This is a genomic window from Paractinoplanes bogorensis (assembly GCF_018829635.1).
Lineage (GTDB): Bacteria > Actinomycetota > Actinomycetes > Mycobacteriales > Micromonosporaceae > Actinoplanes > Actinoplanes bogorensis.
Window position 1 is genome coordinate 77,916 of the sequence record NZ_JAHKKG010000015.1, and the last position, 16,753, is coordinate 94,668.

Genomic DNA, 16,753 nt, shown 5'->3' on the forward strand with positions numbered 1-16,753 from the left:
TCCGACTCTCATCAAGGAGGACGCTCGTGGCGGTCAGGAATCCAGCTTGGACCAGGGAAGAAATCATTCTGGCGTGCGAGCTGGTGGCCGACAACGGCTGGAAGGAGCTGCGCACGCCAGATCCAAAGGTCCAACAGCTGTCGAAGGTTCTCCGAAGTATGTCCATCCACCCTGTGGAGAACCAGTTGCCGAGCTTCCGATCCCCGGACTCCGTTTCCCGCAAGACAAGCGATTTGATGACCGCCCATCCGTCGTACCAAGGGAAACCGACAAGAGGGTCGAAGCTTGACCGCGAGGTCATCGATGCGTTTGAAAACGAACCGCAGGCCATGAGGGCGACCGCGGCCAGAATCCGGGCATCACTAACGGCGAATTCGCCTGGACGCGACCGCCGGTCGGGAGTAGCCGACGGGGTCCACCGTCATCACATTGACGCGGCGTTGAAAGAATGGTGGATGCTGGGCCGTGACGTGTTCATGGATACCTACTCTACGAACGCCGCCGATCGCTATGTGGTTGTCACCCCGGGCGGCCCCGTTGATGCTCTCGCGCTCATCGTTGGCGCCCGCGCCAAAGCGGGACTAGATACAGCCGGGCCTTGGCGCGGTGATCGTGCGAACGTAGCCGGTCCGTTGCGCAGCCTCGGCTACCTGGTCGACGACAGCACCGGGAATGTTTCGCCGGAGGTCGTCAGCGCGGAGCACTCTGTCGACAATGCTGCCGGATATCTACGAGGCTCCACGGGTGGCCAGGGCTTCCTTTTAGATCAAAAGAAGAAGGTAGCCATCGAACTCTATGCGATGAAGCGGGCCTTGGAGCACTACGCCGCGAGAGGCGATGTGCTCAATACGTCTCGGCACGCAAGCTGGGACTATGAGGTTGACATCGGCAACGAGCGTTGGCATGTCGAGGTCAAAGGAACTACCGGCGACCCCATCGACGTCATCCTTACTCCGAACGAGGTCATGCACGCGCGCAGCTATCCTCGGGTTGCACTTTTCGTCGTAAGCAATATCGATGTCCGAACCGGCGCGGACGACGAGTTCGTCACATCCGGCGGAAAGATTACCCACCTCCACCCGTGGACGATCGAAGACACCGCCTTGAGACCGATCGGCTACAAATACCGACTTCCTGACTCGCCTCCGTGATCCGGCACGTCGCCGCCTGAGTGACAAATGTGGTGGCGATCGTCGCGCCGACGGTCATGCCGCCGGGATTGACATGCAACCGCCATCGAGACGCTGTGCGTCAGGTGGCGATGTCGGTACGGGTCGCAGAATCCGCCCGACCGTCGGACGGTGACTCGGCGGCGGCTCGCCGGGCCAGGCCGATCACGCCGACGGTCATCACGGTCGCGGCGAACGCGACCACGGCCAGGCCCGACGGGCCGAACCGGAAACCCTCGCCGAACACGACCACGCCGGCGATCGCGGCGACGATCGGGTTGGCCACGCTCACCGTGGCCAGCGGTGCGGCCATGCCGGCGCGGCCGTAGGAGAGCTGGCTGAGCACGTAACCACCGGTGGCGAAGACGAGCACGGCCACCCCCGCGAACGGCGACACCGCGCCCACGCCGCCGGCGGTGAACGCGGCCAGCACCGCTTTCGACAGCACCGACGAGATGCCGAAGGCCACCCCGGCCGCGGCCGCCAGCAGCACCGACCGGACGCGCGGACCCGACGCCCACGCGCCCAGCACCAGCACCGCGACCACGGCCAGGGTGATCAGCGCGAGATAGCGGTCGTCGGGCTGGCCCAGCACGCGCGGCTCGGACGACTCGACCGAGAGCGACAGGATCAGGGCCAGGCCGACCACGGTCAGGATGGCGTCGACCCAGGCGGCGCGGCCGACGCGGGTGCCGTAGCGCACGGCCGCGATCGGAAGCGCGAAGAGCAGGGTGAGCGTGCCCAGCGCCTGCACCACGGCCACGGTTCCGAAGTTGAGCGCCACCACGTGCAGCACCACTCCACCGCCGGTGAGGAGCAGCGCGGTGGCCCAGCGCGACCATCCGCGCTGGCCGTGCTCGGCCAGCCGCTCCTGGGCGATGGCCGCGGCGGCATAGCTGGCCGCGGAGAGTACGGAGAACGCGACCGCCCACCCCAGCGTTCCCATTTGCACCCCCTTGGGGCGAGTCTGCCAGACCGGGGAGGGGGCCCCGTAAGTGTCATGGGTCACTCGAATGACGCCGCCGCTGCGAGGATGACCCCATGGTTCAGGCTGCGGGCACTCGGATCGGCTGGCGCGACCTGCCCGCCCCGGTGCGGAGACAGATCGAGGACATCGTCGGCGGACCCGTCGTCGAGGCGGTGTCGCAGGCCGGCGGGTTCTCCCCCGGCACGGCCGACCGCGTGGTCACCGCCGACGGACGTCGTGCCTTCGTCAAGGCGGTCTCCCCCGCCCTCAACACCGAGTCCGCCGTTCTCGCCCGGCGAGAGGCACGGATCAGTGCGGCGCTGCCCGGCCACGCCCCGGTCCCGCGCGTGCTCGGATCGTTCGACGACGGCGACTGGGTCGTGCTGGTGCTCGAGGACATCGAGGGCACCCACCCCCGTACGCCGTGGGTCGCAAGCGAGATCGACGCCGCCATGACTGCCCTCGCCGAGCTCACCGACGTCCCGGCACCGTCCGGCCTCCCGCCGGTCAGCGAGGCCATGCGGGAGGACTTCGGCGGCTGGGCGCGGGTCGCCGCGGATCCGCCGGCCGGCCTCGACCCGTGGGAGGCGGACCATCTGCCCGCGCTGATCGCCGCCGCCGACCGCGGGCTGGCCCGGCTGAGCGACGGCGACACCCTGGTGCACTGCGACATCCGGGCCGACAACATGCTCGTCCGGCCCGACGGCCGCGTGGTGATCGTCGACTGGCCGTGGGCCGCCACCGGGCCCGCCTGGTTCGACCGGGTGCTGCTGGCGCTGAACATCGTCGTGCACGGAGGTGACCCCGAACGGGTGATCAGCGGCCTCGACCGGAGCATCGTCACCGACACGTTCGCCGGATTCGCCGGGTATTTCCGCGACCGCGCCCGCCGTCCACCACCGCCGTCACTGCCCTCCGTCCGGGCCTTCCAACGGTGGCAGGCCGATGAGTTGCGGCCATGGCTCCGCCGTGAGCTGTGACGAAGGTGTGAACCGAAGCCGGACCGCCACCGTATGGGAGGTCGAGCACACCGGCCCGGGGCGCGCGGCACAGGGCATTAGGCTGGGTGGTCGGGCTTCGGCGTGGCGGCCCGGACGGCCACCACTTCCTCACGGATCGGAACAAGATGAGCGACCAGGCCAAGGTGCGAGTCCTTCTGTTGGAGAGCATCCACCCCGACGCGGTGTCCCGGCTCGAGGCCGAGGGCTACGAGGTCGAGTCCGTCCGCAACGCCCTCGACGAGTCCGAGCTGATCGCCCGCATCGCCGGCGTCTCGCTGCTCGGCATCCGATCCAAGACCAAGGTCACGGCCAAGGTGCTGGACGCCGCCGACAAGCTGGTCGCGATCGGCGCCTTCTGCATCGGCACCGACCAGATCGACCTCACCGCCGCCTCGGCCAACGGCGTGGCCGTGTTCAACGCCCCGTTCTCCAACACCCGCTCGGTCGTCGAGCTGGCGATCGCCGAGATCATCTCGATGACGCGCCGCCTCACCGACAAGAACAAGCTCATGCACGACGGGGTCTGGGACAAGTCGGCCGACGGCGCCCACGAGATCCGCGGCCGGCGGCTCGGCATCATCGGCTACGGCAACATCGGCACCCAGCTCTCGGTACTCGCCGAAAACCTGGGCATGTACGTGTCCTTCTACGACACGGCCGACAAGCTCGCCCTGAGCAACGCCCACCGCTGCGCCACGATCGAGGAACTGCTCGAGACCAGCGACGTGGTGACCATCCACGTCGACGGCCGTCCCGGAAACGCCGGCTTCTTCGGCGCCGAGCAGTTCAAGCGGATGCGCGAGGGTGCCCTGTTCCTCAACCTGTCGCGCGGCATCGTGGTCGACCACGTCGCGCTGCGTGAGGCTCTCGAGACCGGTCACCTGGCCGGCGCGGCCGTCGACGTCTTCCCGACCGAGCCCAAGGGCCGCGGCGACGAGTTCGTCTCCGAACTGCGCGGCCTGCCCAACGTCATCCTCACGCCGCACATCGGCGGCTCGACCGAAGAGGCGCAGTCCGACATCGGCGGTTTTGTCGCCAACAAGCTGGCGTCCTTCGTCGAAGACGGCAACACCACGCTCAGCGTCAACCTCCCCGGCGTCTCACTGCCCGAGCACCCCGGTCAGAGCCGCATCGGGCACGTGCACATCAACACCCCGGGCGTCCTCGCCCAGGTCAACAGCATCCTGGCCGAGCACCACGTCAACGTGGAGGGTCAACTGCTCAGCACCCGCGGCGAATACGGCTACCTGATCACCGACATCGGCGGCGGCTTCTCCGACGAGGTGCTCGACCGCCTGCGCGCCATGGAACAGACCGTCCGCCTGCGGGTCCTTTCCTAGATTCTTTTCCCGTACGCGGTAAAGGGCGCCTCGTTCGTGAGGCGCCCTTCCTTTTCCCGTACGTCGTTCTCGAGCTCGCCGGCTCCGGTGCTCTCTTCCCGTACGCCTGTCTCGAGCTCGCCGGTCAGGCGTTCTCGACGGTGAGCGTGGTGATCGGAGCGCCCGCGCCGATGTCGTAGCGGTTCTGCACGGCCCAGTTCTTCGGGGTGAGCGTCGATCCGGGCGCGACGTCCTTGATCGTGCGCGAGCCCGCGACGACCGTCTTGGCGCCGCCGTTGACCGTGACGCGCACCGGACTTCCGCTCGGCGAGTTCACCACCAGCCGCTCCACCGCGCCGTTGACCTTGATCGGCACCGTGCCGGTGGGGCGGGCCAGGCTGATCCGGGCCGTCCGCATGCCGCCGACCATCTCGAGCCCGCTGATCTGCCCGCCGCTGAGGTCGATGGCCTGCTCCTCGGCGTAGCCGGAGAAGCGCAGCGCCCACCGCACCTTGGCCGCCAGCACGATGTTGATCTCGCCGCCGGTGCCGTCGCCGTCCTTGGTGACCTGAAGCTTGACGTCGTCACCGCGGATCACCGGGTCAGGCAGGAAGCCGGCGTCGTCGGGCGTCGAGATGCGGTAGAGGTCGTCGCCGAGCTCACCGATCGTGACGTTGACCCGGTTGGTGGCGGCGAGCACCTCGAAGCTGGCCTGGTTGCGGTTGTCGAGCGGCGCGGTGACCGCACGCGGGGCGGACTCGCCGGCGCCGAGCTGCAGCACCGAGTCGAGCCGATCGTCGGTGCCGGTGAAGTAGGCCACGCCCACGATCCCGCCGGCCACCAGCACCACGATGCTGAGCAGCACGATGCCGACCGTGACCGCGCGCGACTGACGCGGAGCCTCCCCGACCGGCACCGGCCGGCGCTGCTCCTTGGCCTCGGGCCGCTCGGCCGCACGGTCACTGGCGTCGAGGAAACGACGGAACTCCCCGGTGTCCGCGCCTCGGCTCTCCGCCGGACGCGTCTCGGGCTTACGAGTCTCGGGCGCACCGGACGCACCCCACCGAAACTCACCCGTCTCCGAAACGCGGGCAAACGAACCACTGTCGGCACGCGCGAACGAGCCGCTGTCGTCGGCACGCGCGAACGAACCGCTGTCGTCGGCACGCGCGAACGAACCGCTGTCGGCTCCACGCGTGGACGAACCGCTGTCGGCTCCACGCGTGGACGAACCGCTGTCGGCTCCACGCGTGGACGAACCGACCTCCGAGACCCGCCCGAACGATCCCGTGTCGGACACCGGCCGGAACGCACCGGAGCGCTCGAACGAACCATTGTCGGGCGCGCGCCCGAACGAATCGGGGTCTGGCACCCGGTCGAACGGCCCGGGATCGGACAGGCGACGGAACTCCCCCGAGTCCGCCGCACGACCGGAATCACTCGGATCCGCCACCCGCCGGAACGCACCGGAATCGGAGACCGCCGACGCCTCGGGCGCTTTGGCTCCGCCGCCACGGCGCTGTCCGCCGGCCCCGCCGACACCGCGCTGTTCGCCGGTGTGGGCGCCGGCACGGCGTACGGGAAGCTCGGTTTTCTCCACCCCCGTCGGGGCGGGCGCCGGAGGCGCAGCCGGTGCCGCCGGAGAGGTCGGTGACGCCGGGTGACGAACCGGTGAGATCGGGCTCGACGTGAACCCGAAGGAGATGCGACTGGACCCGCCGGGCGTGGCCGGGCCGTATTCGGGCGCGCTCACCGCGGGACCCTCTCCGGAAGACGACGAAGCGGTTGATGAAGTCGGAGCGGTCGAAGGCTCGGCGCCCCCGAACCACGGCGGGTCGTCCGCCGCCGGACGGGCCGGTGGCCGCCGGTACATAGTGTCGCGAGAGCCGTTGCCCGGCGATCCCGCAGTCGACGGCTCGGCCACCGCCACATCGGACGGTGTCCCACCAGCCGCTGCTCGGTCAGCTGCTGTCCGGTCCACGTGAAGCCCTTCCCCTGAATCGGCGCCGCACCGCGGCATCCATCCCCGAAAACAGGTACGGATTTCACGTCCTCTCGGATGAGTGTCGAGAAGAACTACTTACTGTTACGGCCGACCGGGTCGTACCAGGCCACGGCGGGTGGCGATCGCGACCGCCTCGAGTTGGCTGTGCGCGCCCAGTTTGGCCAGTACCGCCTTTACGTAACCCCGGCACGTGTGCAGGCTGATGCCGAGCCGGCGTGCGATCGCCCGCGCGTCGAGGCCGGCCGCCATCAGTTGGAGCACTTCGTCCTCACGCGCGGTGAGGCCGCCGCCGCGGGGGCCGACGACCGGGCTGGTGCTGCGCAGCAACCGGGCCAGGATGTCGGTCGACACCGTCATGCCGCCGCCGTGGGCCGTACGCAACGCGTTCAGCACGTCGCCGAGCGCACCGTTCTTGGACAGGAAGCCGGCTGCCCCCGCCGCCGTGGCCCGGCCTACGAGCGCCGATTCGTCGCTGGCAGTGAGGATCACCACACGTGTGTCCGGTTGGCGTACGCGGAGCAGTTCCGCGATCGCAATTCCGTCCGCATCGGACAAATCCGGGTCGAGGAGGATGACGTCGGGACGCAACTCGGCGGCGAGCCGCAGGCACTCCGCACCGGTCAGCGCATGCCCTACATATTCGAGGTCGGGCTGGCCGGCCAGGGCGTGTCCGAGCAGCTCGGCAAACGTCTGGTGGCCGTCGACGACGAGCACGCTGATCGCATCGCCGTTAATCATGCGCCACCTTTCCTGGAGATCCTGACCGTGGAAGTCTAAGGAGTACCAGCTCTCATCTTTGCCCTACCAACAGGCGGCTGGTGCACCGGCCCGGATCCGTTCCGCCGGTACGCCCGATGATCGGATGAGGCCGAGCGGCCGCGATAACCAGTCTTTCGGGTGAGGTCACCCCTCGCTTTGGGGCTTGCCGCCATGACTCCCACACCCGCAGAGTTCCGAAACATGTTCGACATCCAGCTTTTCGGTCCCGTCGAGGTCCGGACCAGGGGCGTCCTCCTGGCCGGAGCCGATTTCGGCGGCGACCACCCGCGCCGCATCCTGGCTCTTCTCGCTCTTCGGGGCGAAATGTCCACCTCGGAGCTGGCCGGCGTGCTGGAAGAAAAGAAGAAGGCTGTCGAAAGCGACATGTCGGTCCTACGTGATCGACTGGAGCCCGGGACGGCCCCGAACGACTCCGTGGTGCGCCGGCGCGGTGGCCGCTGGTCGCTCGACCCCGACCGTGTCCGGGTCGACGTCGCCCGCTTCGACGAACTGATCAACGCCGCCGCGGGCCGGCCCGCCGAGCGCGCGGTCAAGCCGCTGACCGCGGCCTCGTTCGTCGCGTCGCGTCCCCTGCTCGAAGACGAAGACCTCCCGTGGGCGGCCGAGGCCCGGGCCGCATACCGCGCCAAGCTCGTGATGGCCCGCCACGAGGATGTGACGCAGGTCAATTAGCGCGCGGTCGCGCCCGGCCGGGCGCACAATCGCCGCGTGCCGCAGCCCACGACCACGCTCCGTGAGGTCCCGTTGACCCCGGAGATCTCCCTGCATCTCGCCGCCGACTCGACCGGCCTGTTCGACTCGGCCGGGGGCGAGTTCCGCAGCGACGACCCACCGCCGTTCTGGGCCTTCGTCTGGGCCGGCGGCCAGGCGCTCGCCCGTTATCTGCTCGACCATCCCGAGGTGGTCGCGGGCCGGCGGGTCCACGACCTCGCCACCGGCAGTGGCATCGCCGCGATCGCCGCCGGCAAGGCCGGGGCCGCCGAGGTGGCCGCCACCGATCTCGATCCCGCCGCCGAACTGGCCGCGCGCCGCAACGCCGCCGCCAACGGCGTGGTCATCTCCGATCCCCCGGCGCGGCCCGACGTGCTGCTGGCCGGCGACGTCTTCTACACCCCCAGCGCCGCCGCCGAGATGACCCGGCGGATGCGGGCGGCCCGGCGGGAATCCGTCGAGGTGCTGGTTGGGGACCCGGGGCGGGGGTACTTCCCGGATCGGCTCTTCGACCGGATCGCCGAGTACGCCGTGCCCGTACCGAAAGCCCTCGAAGAGGCCGAGACGCTCGTCACAGGAGTCTGGCGCATGCGCTAATGCGTTCACCACCCAAGCAGTTGTACGGTACATGCAACTTCCCAACCGGACGACCGGACGGCAGATCGTGCACGAATCGGACATTGACGCTGCCATCCCGCAGTTGGCCGACGAACTTATGCGGTTCGCCCGTGTCGTCGCGCGGGCCAAGAGCATGCTGAATGTCGGAGACCTCGGTGCGGAGTTCTCCGCGCTGATGTTGTTGTTCCCGCTGCGGTTCCGAGGTCCTCTGCGGGCCACCGATCTCGCCGAGATCAAACAGGCCGACCCGTCCACGGTCAGCCGTCAGGTCGCCCAGCTGGTCAAGGCCGGCCTCGCCCGGCGCGAAGCCGATCCGGTCGACGGCCGGGCCACCCGGCTCGCGATCACCGACGCCGGACTGGAGGCCGTCGAGCGACTTCAGGAAGCCCGTCAGGCCTGGCTGCGCGAGGCGCTCAACGACTGGCCGGCCGACCGCATCGCCGCCTTCACCGGCCTCTTCTCAGAATTCAACAGCTCGGTCGAGGCTCACCTCGCCACACCACGGGAGAACTCGTGAGCAACTCCAACCCCACCGCGCCGCCCGCCAAGGCGTCCACCGAATTCAGCCACCGCCAGATCCTCACGATCCTGGCCGGCCTGATGATGGGCATGTTCCTGGCCGCCCTCGATCAGACGATCATGGCCACGGCCACCCGGACCATCGCGGACGACCTGAACGGCTTCAACATCCAGGCCTGGGCCACGACGGCCTTCCTGATCACGTCGACGATCTCGACGCCGCTCTACGGCAAGCTGTCCGACATCTACGGACGACGGCCGTTCTTCCTGTTCGCGATCGGCATCTTCGTCGTCGGCTCGTTCCTGTGCGGGCTGTCGCAGAACATGTACGAGCTGGCCGCGTTCCGGGCGATCCAGGGCATCGGCGCCGGCGGCCTCATGTCGCTGGCGCTGGCCATCATCGGCGACATCGTGCCGCCCCGTGAGCGCGCCAAATATCAGGGCTATTTCCTGGCCGTCTTCGGCACCGCGAGCGTGCTCGGCCCGATCCTGGGCGGCTTCTTCGCCGGCGCCGACAAGATCCTCTGGGTCGACGGCTGGCGCTGGGTGTTCTATCTGAACGTCCCGATCGGCATCGCCGCGATGGCCGTGGTCGCCCGCGTGCTGCACCTCCCCCACCACCGCGTCGACCACCGCATCGACTGGCCCGGCGCGGTCGCGCTGATCGTCGGCCTGGTGCCGCTGCTGACGATCGCCGAGCAGGGCCGGGCCTGGGGCTGGGACTCCGGGCGAGCGTTCCTCTGCTACATCATCGGCGCGATCGGTCTGGTTGCGTTTGTGCTGGCTGAACGGGCGTACGGGGACGAAGCTCTTCTGCCCTTGCGGCTGTTCCGCAACCGTACGATCGCCGTCGGCGCCACCTCCAGCACGATCCTCGGCATGGCGATGTTCGGCGGCCTGATGACGGTTCCGCTGTACCTGCAGATCGTCAAGGGCTCGACCGCCACCATGGCCGGCCTGCAGATGATCCCGTTCGTGTTCGGCATCATGTCCGGCTCGATCATCTCGGGTCAGTTGATCGCCCGGACCGGCCGCTACCGCATCTTCCCGATCATCGGCAGCACGCTGATGGTGGCCTCGCTCGCGCTGTTCGCGACCATCGGCGCCGACACCCCGCTCTGGCGCACCATGCTGATCATGGTGCTGATGGGCCTGGGCCTGGGCGGCAACATGCAGCCGATGATCACCGCCGTGCAGAACGCGGTCTCCCCACGCGAGATCGGCGTGGCCACCAGCTCGGTCACGTTCTTCCGCTCGATGGGCGGCACGCTCGGCACCGCGGTCTTCCTGTCGGTCCTGTTCAACGTGCTGCCCGGCAAGATCCAGTCGGCGTTCCAGACCGCCCAGGCGACTCCCGAGTTCCAGGAGTCGCTGCGCGACAACCCGGCTCAGCAGCAGGTGCTGCAGCGGGCCACCGGCGGCGGCGAACTGAGCGACACCTCGTGGCTCAGCCAGCTGTCCGACGTGGTGTCGCACCCGTTCAAGGTCGGCTTCTCGGACGGCATCCAGGTCGTCTTCCTGCTGGCCCTGGCCGTGATGATCGTGGGCCTGATCGTGGTGTTCTTCCTGCCCGAGATCCCGCTCAGCCTCCGCTCGGCCCAGCAGCAGCGCGCCGACGACGCGCTGGCCGCCGAGAACAGCATGGGCGTCCCCGGTGAGGTCGGCGCCGGACCGCTGCGCGACGACGAAGTCGCCGTGCCCGCCTCCAAGGACACCCCGAAGTAGGAGCACGCCTCCTCCGCCGCGGTCGGCGCGGGCTAGTTTTGGCGGCATGGCTGTTGTGAAGATCAACGCGATCGAGGTTCCCGAGGGTGCCGGGGCCGAGCTCGAGCAGCGGTTCGCCGCCCGCGCGGGCATGGTGGAGAACGCGCCCGGTTTCCTGGGCTTCGAGCTGCTGCGTCCGGTCGCGGGCGAGACACGCTATTTCGTCTACACGCGGTGGGAGACGGAAGAGGCGTTCCAGGCCTGGTCCGCCGGCAGCGGCCGGGCCGCCCACGCCGGCGAGCGCTCCCGCCCGGTGGCGACCGGTTCCGGCCTCCTCGAGTTCGAGGTGATCCAGCAGGTGGCGAAGGCCGCCGACTGAGCCGGCGCCGGGTCAGGCGTTACGGGCCGCCACGGCGATCAGGCGATCAGCCACGGCGTGGCGGTCCAGCCCCAGGCGCTGAGCCGTGTCCCGCAGCACGGAGTAGGCCTCCTGCACCCCGCATCCCCGCTGGGCGATGATCACGCCGATGGCCCGGTCGACGGCGGCCCCGGAGCTCAGCGCGTCCCGGCGGCGCAACTCGTCGAGCAGCAGCTCGGACTGGTTGGCCAGGGCCATCGCGGTGAGCAGGTCGTCGGCGCCGGGCCCCTCGACGGTGTCGAAATAGAGGCTCAGCGCCCCGACGTCGGCCCGCGGCAGGTCGAGCGGCACCGCGGCCACGGCGTGGATCCCCTCGGCGCGGGCGGCCTCGGCCAAGTCGGGCCAGCGGGCGTCGGTCGACAGGTCGGGCACCGTGACCGTGGAGCGGGTACGCGCCGCCTCGAGCGCGGGGCCGGTGGTGCCGGCCGCGTACTGGATCTCGTCGATCGCGGCGCCGGCCGGGCCGTGGCCGACGTGGGTGAGCGGTCCGCCCTCGCCGATCAGCACGATCGAGCAACGAACCGCACCGGGGACGGCGCCGGCCCCCAGGACGGCCAGCCGCTCCAGGGCCTGCGGAAAGCTCTCGGCCGAGAGCAGAAGTGCGGTGAGCTCGTGCAACAGGCCGGCCAGCTCCACCGGGTGCGGGCTCGCGGGCACCGCCACGCGAGACGCGGAGCGGGTGCGCCCAGGCCGGGTCACCACTCGGGCGGGACCACGATCCAGGGGCGAAACCCGGCGATAAGGGGCAGACACCCGGGGCATCCTGCCATGACCATCGACGATCACGTAACTCGTGTGCCTCTAACGAGTGGCTTCGCCCGTCCTCCGCGCATAAAGATCAACTACCCCGCACGCGAGCTGGGCAAACCCGGAAAGCAGAGCGCCGCCCCCGGCGAACCAAGGGCGGCGCAGATGTCGGTGTGCAGGTCGCCTCGCGGCGAGCGGCTCAACACGGCTCCAGCCGAACGGTATTCCGTGAAGGCAATGGGTGAGGCCCGGGGACACTGGGCACACCGACATCTGTCATCAACGGTCGGACCCGGTAGGCGATTCCGTTAGCGAACGTGACGCCGGTCACACCGACCCTCGCCGGTACGCTCTAGGCATGAAGGGCCTGTGGACCCCGGCGTGGATCGCCCGGCACGTCCTGGCACTGGTTCTCGCCTCGGGCTGCCTGGTGCTGGGCTGGTGGCAGTTCAGCCGCGCCCAGGAGGGCAATTCGATCAGCTGGGGCTACATGTTCGAGTGGCCGGTGTTCGCGGCCTTCGTGGTGTTTCTCTGGTGGCGCGAGGTCCAGCTGGCCCGCCGCAAAGGCACGCCCGCCAAGACCGGGGAAGCCGAGGAACCGAGGCTCCCAGGTTCGGCTGTTACCGTCGGGCGGCCGGTCCGGGTGGCGACGCGTTCCACCGTGAATGACGACGATCCCGAACTGGCCGCTTACAACGACTATCTCGCCTGGCTGAACGCCAATCCCGGCGCCCGCCCGAGCGACTATCCCGGATAGGACAGAGCAACGTGCAGGGTGCCCTGACGCGATACCGGATCATCGCGTGGATCGTCGGTGTGGTCCTGCTCGCCCTGGTCGTGGTCGGCATGCCGTTGAAATACCTGGGCGACAACGCGGTGGTCGTCGAGGCGGTCGGCCCGGCCCACGGCTTCCTGTTCATGGTCTATCTGGTCGCCACGTTCGATCTGTCGCGCCGCGCCCGCTGGTCGTTCGGCCGCATGATCCTGGTGATGCTCTCGGGCACGATCCCGTTCCTGTCGTTCTGGGCCGAGCGTAAAGTGAGCCGGGAATGGGTGCCGGCCGCCGAGTTGGCGAAAAGCCCGGTTTGACAGTCGGGTTAGACGCACCGCTTTCGTCGAATTACTAGCTGTTATCGGGATCATTCCCGCAAAGCGGTCCATTGTCTTAAATCACTCTGTGACCCCTTGCATTTGATATTCCCACCGATAGGTTGGTGCGGTTGGTTTCGGTCCGCAGCCACTTCCCCCTAGTGGCGCCGGCCAACGCCGCCGAATCACACCGAGCCGGGGAACCACGTACCCGGGGCGAATCCGCGTCCGCGCGGTAGGGCTCATCTTCCAGCCCGAGCCCGTCAGCTAACCCGGTAGGCGGCCACGCGGAAGAAAGGCCACTGACCGGTGCCCCACCCCCGTACGAGGCTTCGGGTCCTCGTCGTCGCGGCGATGGCTGCCGCGATCGCCGGCTCCTTCGTGACGCCCGCCCAGGCGGCGCCGTCCGCGACCGAGCTGAAGAAGCAGATCGAGACGGCGTCCAACAAGCTCGAAGACGTCACCGAGCAGTACAACGCCATGAACGTCAACCTGAAGAAGACCCAGGCTGACACGAAGAAGCTCCAGGCCTCCCTCGCGCCCGCTCAGGCCGCGTTGAAGGCGGCGAGCGCGAACGTGGGCACGCTGGCCACCACGTCCTACATGCAGGGCCGGGTCGGCCCGGTGAGCGCGCTGCTGAGCGGCACGCAGGACAGCATGATGGAGCGGATGAGCTACCTCGACATGATCACGCGCTCCAACCAGCGTGACATCGACGAGTTCACCGCGGCGACGCAGAACTTCAGCGACCGTCAGGCCGCCCTCAAGGCGACCCAGACCAAGCAGACGGCCCAGCTCAAGGCGCTCGCGACGCAGAAGACCGGCATCCAGAAGGACCTCAAGAAGCTGATCTCGATGCGTGAGGCCGCGTTCGGCCAAGGGCAGGAGACCGGCAGCAAGTACACCGGCAAGATCCCGGAGATCTCGGGTGCGGCCGGCGTCGCGGTCAAGTTCGCGTACAACCAGATCGGCAAGCCGTACCTGTTCGGCGCGGACGGTCCGGGCAGCTACGACTGCTCCGGTCTGACCTCGGCGGCGTGGGGAGCGGCGGGCAAGTCACTGACCCACCAGACCAAGTCGCAGTGGAGCGAGACCACTCGCATCAGCCGCGACGACCTGCAGCCGGGCGACCTGGTGTTCTATCGCAGCCTCGGGCACGTCGCGATCTACGTCGGCGACGGCCAGATCATCGACGCGCCGCACTCCGGCACGGTGGTCAAGAAGCGGACGATCAACATCATGACGCCGTACGGATACGGTCGCGTCACCTGACCTGATCCGCGCACTTCCGGATACGGAGAAGGCCGGTACCCGTCGGGTACCGGCCTTTCGCGTCTGTGGGTAACGGGGGAAATGAGGTGGATCAGGCGGCCTGCAGGCCCTCGGCCCGGGCCAGCTCGCGCAGCCGGCCGAGCGCCTGGATCTCGAGCTGACGGATGCGCTCCCGGCTCAGCGAGAAGCGCGAGGCCACCTCGGTGAGCGAGTGCTCGCGGCCGTCTTCGAGACCGTAGCGGGCCCGCATGATGCCGGCCGACCGGTCGTCGAGGTGGTTGAGCAGACCCTCGATGCGCTGACGCTCCAGCGCGGTGAGCACGATCTCTTCGGGCGAGGGGGCGTCACTGTCGGCCACCAGGTCACCGAGGTTGGTGTCGCCGTCGTCGCCGACCGGCGTGTCGAGCGAGACCGTGTCCTGCGCCCAGCGGGTGAGCTCGTTGACACGCTCGACGGTCACGCCGAGGGCGGCCGCCACCTGCTCGGGCTCGGGGTCGCCGCCCAGCTCACGGACGAGCTGACGGGTCACGTTGCGCATCCGGTTGACGTCTTCGACGAGGTGCACCGGCAGGCGCACGGTGCGCTCCTGCTGGGCGATGGCCCGGCTGATCGCCTGGCGGACCCACCACGTCGCGTACGTCGAGAACTTGTAGCCGCGCTCGTAGTCGAACTTCTCGACGGCGCGGACCAGGCCGGTGTTGCCCTCCTGGATCAGGTCGAGCATCGGCATGCCGGAGCGCACGTAGCGCCGGGCGATCGACACGACCAGTCGCAGGTTGGCCCGGATGAACAGGTCTTTCGCCTTGGCGCCCTCGGTGACGAGGCGCTCCAGCTCCTCCCGGCTCACGCCACGCCGGACCTCGCCGCTGTCGAGCAGGTGCTCGGCGTAGAGGCCCGCCTCGATTGCCTTGGAGAGCTCGACCTCCCGTGCGGCGTCCAGCAGTGGCGTCCGGGAGATCTCGTGCAGGTAGACGCCGACCAGGTCGCGCTCCTCGGCGACTTGATCGGTCCGCATCACGGTGTTCTTCTCCACGTTGCCCACGGTCCCCTCATTGCCATCACTACTAACCCCGTTACGGGTGATACCTGTATCCATCAGTTCCCTCCCCGTAACGTCCGCAGTTCGCACATTGCGGTTACTGGCATCTACACAACAAATGGCTGCCTGCACTGATTCCGGCTGGTGGGTCGAAAGTGTCACGAATGCCTGGGGCTTAGCTGAGAGCCGCGTGCGTACTTCCTGTACAGGGCTCCTGTGTTACGGCATTCGGCCTCGCGACCACCCGGTCGCGCTGACAGAGGCATACCCGTTGCAAGCCTCATGACACCACCGGCCCCTCGTCCCTCACAGCGACGTCCATCACCAATGACCTTGGGACGTCCGTCACCACCCAGTACGTTCCTTGGGCTCGCCAGGTTCACGTGCTGGATCGACAGCTTCGGGACGGGCTTGAAACAAAAGCAACATCAAAAGATCCCGGCGCTCAACCCGAACGGGACCACCTGCCACAATGCGGCACGCAGCGGCGCAGTTCACTAGCCCGGCCGGATGACCCTGACTGGGTGACGGCTCCTTTGACAACGGTTCGGAGCCGGCTCTCCATCCGCTTGGCCGGGTGACGTAAAACACAGTGGCCGGACACGCGGGAGGGGCACGATGGGCGGCATGGAGAACGGTCGTACGGCTCTGATCACCGGCGGAACGGGCGGCCTCGGGGTGGCCGTGGTCGAAGCATTCGTGGCCGACGGCTGGCGCGTGGTGACTCCGGTCCGCGCCGGATCCGTCGATCGAGTGCCCAAGGGCGCCGTGCCGGTAGTGGCCGACCTCACCGACGAGACGGAGGTCACGACCGCGGTGGCGGCCGCCGTCCAGGCCGGTGGTCCGGGTTCGCCGCTGCGCGCCGTGGTCAACCTGGCCGGCGGGTTCGCCAGTGGCCCGCTGATCGCCGACGCGCCCTACGCGGGCCTCGAGGAGCAGCTGCGGATCAACCTGCGCCCCACCTACCTGGTCACTCAGGCCGCCCTGCCCCACCTGGTCGACGCGGGCGGGGGCAGCATCGTGTGCGTTTCCTCCCGTACGGCGGTGGCCCCGTTCCCGGGCGGCTCGGCCTACGCGATCTCCAAGGCCGCGGTGGTCGCCTTCGCCGACTCGGTGGCGCTCGAATACCGGTCGAAGAACGTGCGCTGCAACACGATCCTGCCGAGCGTCATCGACACCCCGGTCAACCGGGCCGCGATGCCCGACGCCGACGTGTCGAAGTGGGTGCGGCCGGACGAGATCGCCCCGGCCATCCTGTTCCTGGCCTCCGACGCGTCGGCCCCGACCAGCGGCGCCCAGATCCCGGTCTACGGCCGGGCCTGAGGCCCGATCCCGCGCCGATCGTCGCGTCGCCCAGTGATCATGGCCCGCCCTCCCCAAGGGGGCGGCCCCCGC

General features: G+C 68.8%; 17 protein-coding genes and 1 riboswitch. Of the genes, 12 read left to right on the top strand and 5 right to left on the bottom strand.

Going from position 1 to position 16,753, the window contains the following annotated elements:
• Nucleotides 1–26 precede the first annotated feature (26 nt).
• Nucleotides 27–1,151, top strand: coding sequence for a ScoMcrA-related endonuclease (locus tag KOI35_RS39030; protein WP_215794242.1), 1,125 nt, complete (start codon nucleotides 27–29; stop codon nucleotides 1,149–1,151).
• A 100-nt stretch (nucleotides 1,152–1,251) separates the two neighbouring features.
• Here KOI35_RS39030 and KOI35_RS39035 read toward each other — a convergent pair whose 3' ends face one another.
• On the bottom strand, nucleotides 1,252–2,115 hold the full coding sequence (locus KOI35_RS39035; RefSeq protein WP_215794244.1) for a DMT family transporter: 864 nt from the start codon (nucleotides 2,113–2,115) through the stop codon (nucleotides 1,252–1,254).
• Nucleotides 2,116–2,210: 95 nt separating this feature from the next.
• Between KOI35_RS39035 and KOI35_RS39040 the strand changes: the two genes are divergently transcribed.
• Both KOI35_RS39040 and serA read left to right on the top strand, forming a co-directional pair.
• Entirely contained in the window at nucleotides 2,211–3,116 is a 906-nt protein-coding gene (locus tag KOI35_RS39040) for a phosphotransferase family protein (protein ID WP_215794245.1), read from the top strand.
• A 146-nt stretch (nucleotides 3,117–3,262) separates the two neighbouring features.
• Nucleotides 3,263–4,477: a phosphoglycerate dehydrogenase gene (serA, locus tag KOI35_RS39045; protein ID WP_215794247.1), complete on the top strand. Its 1,215-nt coding sequence runs from the start codon at nucleotides 3,263–3,265 to the stop codon at nucleotides 4,475–4,477.
• Nucleotides 4,478–4,601: 124 nt separating this feature from the next.
• Here serA and KOI35_RS39050 read toward each other — a convergent pair whose 3' ends face one another.
• Nucleotides 4,602–6,209 carry a hypothetical protein gene (locus KOI35_RS39050; protein ID WP_215794250.1) on the bottom strand — a complete coding sequence of 536 codons (1,608 nt, stop codon included), beginning with the start codon at nucleotides 6,207–6,209 and terminating at the stop codon, nucleotides 4,602–4,604.
• A gap of 333 nt (nucleotides 6,210–6,542) precedes the next feature.
• Entirely contained in the window at nucleotides 6,543–7,199 is a 657-nt protein-coding gene (locus KOI35_RS39055) for a response regulator (RefSeq protein WP_215794252.1), read from the bottom strand.
• Between the two features lie 222 nt (nucleotides 7,200–7,421).
• Between KOI35_RS39055 and KOI35_RS39060 the strand changes: the two genes are divergently transcribed.
• The 5 genes from KOI35_RS39060 to KOI35_RS39080 are packed head-to-tail and all read left to right on the top strand — an operon-like array spanning nucleotide 7,422 to nucleotide 11,172.
• The gene (locus tag KOI35_RS39060; protein WP_215794254.1) at nucleotides 7,422–7,913 is read left to right on the top strand and encodes an AfsR/SARP family transcriptional regulator; all 492 of its coding nucleotides are present in this window, start codon (nucleotides 7,422–7,424) and stop codon (nucleotides 7,911–7,913) included.
• A 36-nt stretch (nucleotides 7,914–7,949) separates the two neighbouring features.
• The gene (locus tag KOI35_RS39065) at nucleotides 7,950–8,549 is read left to right on the top strand and encodes a class I SAM-dependent methyltransferase (RefSeq protein WP_215794256.1); all 600 of its coding nucleotides are present in this window, start codon (nucleotides 7,950–7,952) and stop codon (nucleotides 8,547–8,549) included.
• A 31-nt stretch (nucleotides 8,550–8,580) separates the two neighbouring features.
• Entirely contained in the window at nucleotides 8,581–9,087 is a 507-nt protein-coding gene (locus tag KOI35_RS39070; RefSeq protein WP_215794258.1) for a MarR family winged helix-turn-helix transcriptional regulator, read from the top strand.
• Nucleotides 9,084–10,814, top strand: a complete 1,731-nt coding sequence (locus KOI35_RS39075; RefSeq protein ID WP_215794261.1) for an MDR family MFS transporter — start codon at nucleotides 9,084–9,086, stop codon at nucleotides 10,812–10,814. Before KOI35_RS39070 ends, KOI35_RS39075 begins: the two co-directional genes overlap by 4 nt.
• 46 nt (nucleotides 10,815–10,860) lie before the next feature.
• Complete coding sequence (locus KOI35_RS39080) at nucleotides 10,861–11,172, top strand: antibiotic biosynthesis monooxygenase family protein (RefSeq protein WP_215794263.1); 312 nt, start codon at nucleotides 10,861–10,863, stop codon at nucleotides 11,170–11,172.
• A 12-nt stretch (nucleotides 11,173–11,184) separates the two neighbouring features.
• On the opposite strand, the gene KOI35_RS39085 is transcribed toward KOI35_RS39080, so the two are convergent.
• Nucleotides 11,185–11,874, bottom strand: coding sequence for a GAF and ANTAR domain-containing protein (locus KOI35_RS39085; protein WP_308121347.1), 690 nt, complete (start codon nucleotides 11,872–11,874; stop codon nucleotides 11,185–11,187).
• Between the two features lie 442 nt (nucleotides 11,875–12,316).
• Between KOI35_RS39085 and KOI35_RS39090 the strand changes: the two genes are divergently transcribed.
• The 3 genes from KOI35_RS39090 to KOI35_RS39100 all read left to right on the top strand — a co-directional run bounded on the left by KOI35_RS39090 (nucleotide 12,317) and on the right by KOI35_RS39100 (nucleotide 14,319).
• Nucleotides 12,317–12,715, top strand: coding sequence for a hypothetical protein (locus KOI35_RS39090; RefSeq protein ID WP_215794267.1), 399 nt, complete (start codon nucleotides 12,317–12,319; stop codon nucleotides 12,713–12,715).
• 11 nt (nucleotides 12,716–12,726) lie between these two features.
• Nucleotides 12,727–13,047, top strand: coding sequence for a DUF3817 domain-containing protein (locus tag KOI35_RS39095; RefSeq protein WP_215794269.1), 321 nt, complete (start codon nucleotides 12,727–12,729; stop codon nucleotides 13,045–13,047).
• A gap of 168 nt (nucleotides 13,048–13,215) precedes the next feature.
• A riboswitch (cyclic di-AMP (ydaO/yuaA leader) is annotated at nucleotides 13,216–13,344 on the top strand.
• Nucleotides 13,345–13,401: 57 nt separating this feature from the next.
• Complete coding sequence (locus KOI35_RS39100) at nucleotides 13,402–14,319, top strand: C40 family peptidase (RefSeq protein ID WP_215794271.1); 918 nt, start codon at nucleotides 13,402–13,404, stop codon at nucleotides 14,317–14,319.
• Nucleotides 14,320–14,410: 91 nt separating this feature from the next.
• Here the strand turns inward: KOI35_RS39100 and KOI35_RS39105 are convergent, their stop codons facing one another.
• Nucleotides 14,411–15,415 carry a sigma-70 family RNA polymerase sigma factor gene (locus tag KOI35_RS39105; RefSeq protein WP_215794273.1) on the bottom strand — a complete coding sequence of 335 codons (1,005 nt, stop codon included), beginning with the start codon at nucleotides 15,413–15,415 and terminating at the stop codon, nucleotides 14,411–14,413.
• A 570-nt stretch (nucleotides 15,416–15,985) separates the two neighbouring features.
• On the opposite strand from KOI35_RS39105, the gene KOI35_RS39110 reads away from it, so the two are divergent.
• Nucleotides 15,986–16,681 carry an SDR family NAD(P)-dependent oxidoreductase gene (locus tag KOI35_RS39110; RefSeq protein WP_215794275.1) on the top strand — a complete coding sequence of 232 codons (696 nt, stop codon included), beginning with the start codon at nucleotides 15,986–15,988 and terminating at the stop codon, nucleotides 16,679–16,681.
• Nucleotides 16,682–16,753 lie beyond the last annotated feature (72 nt).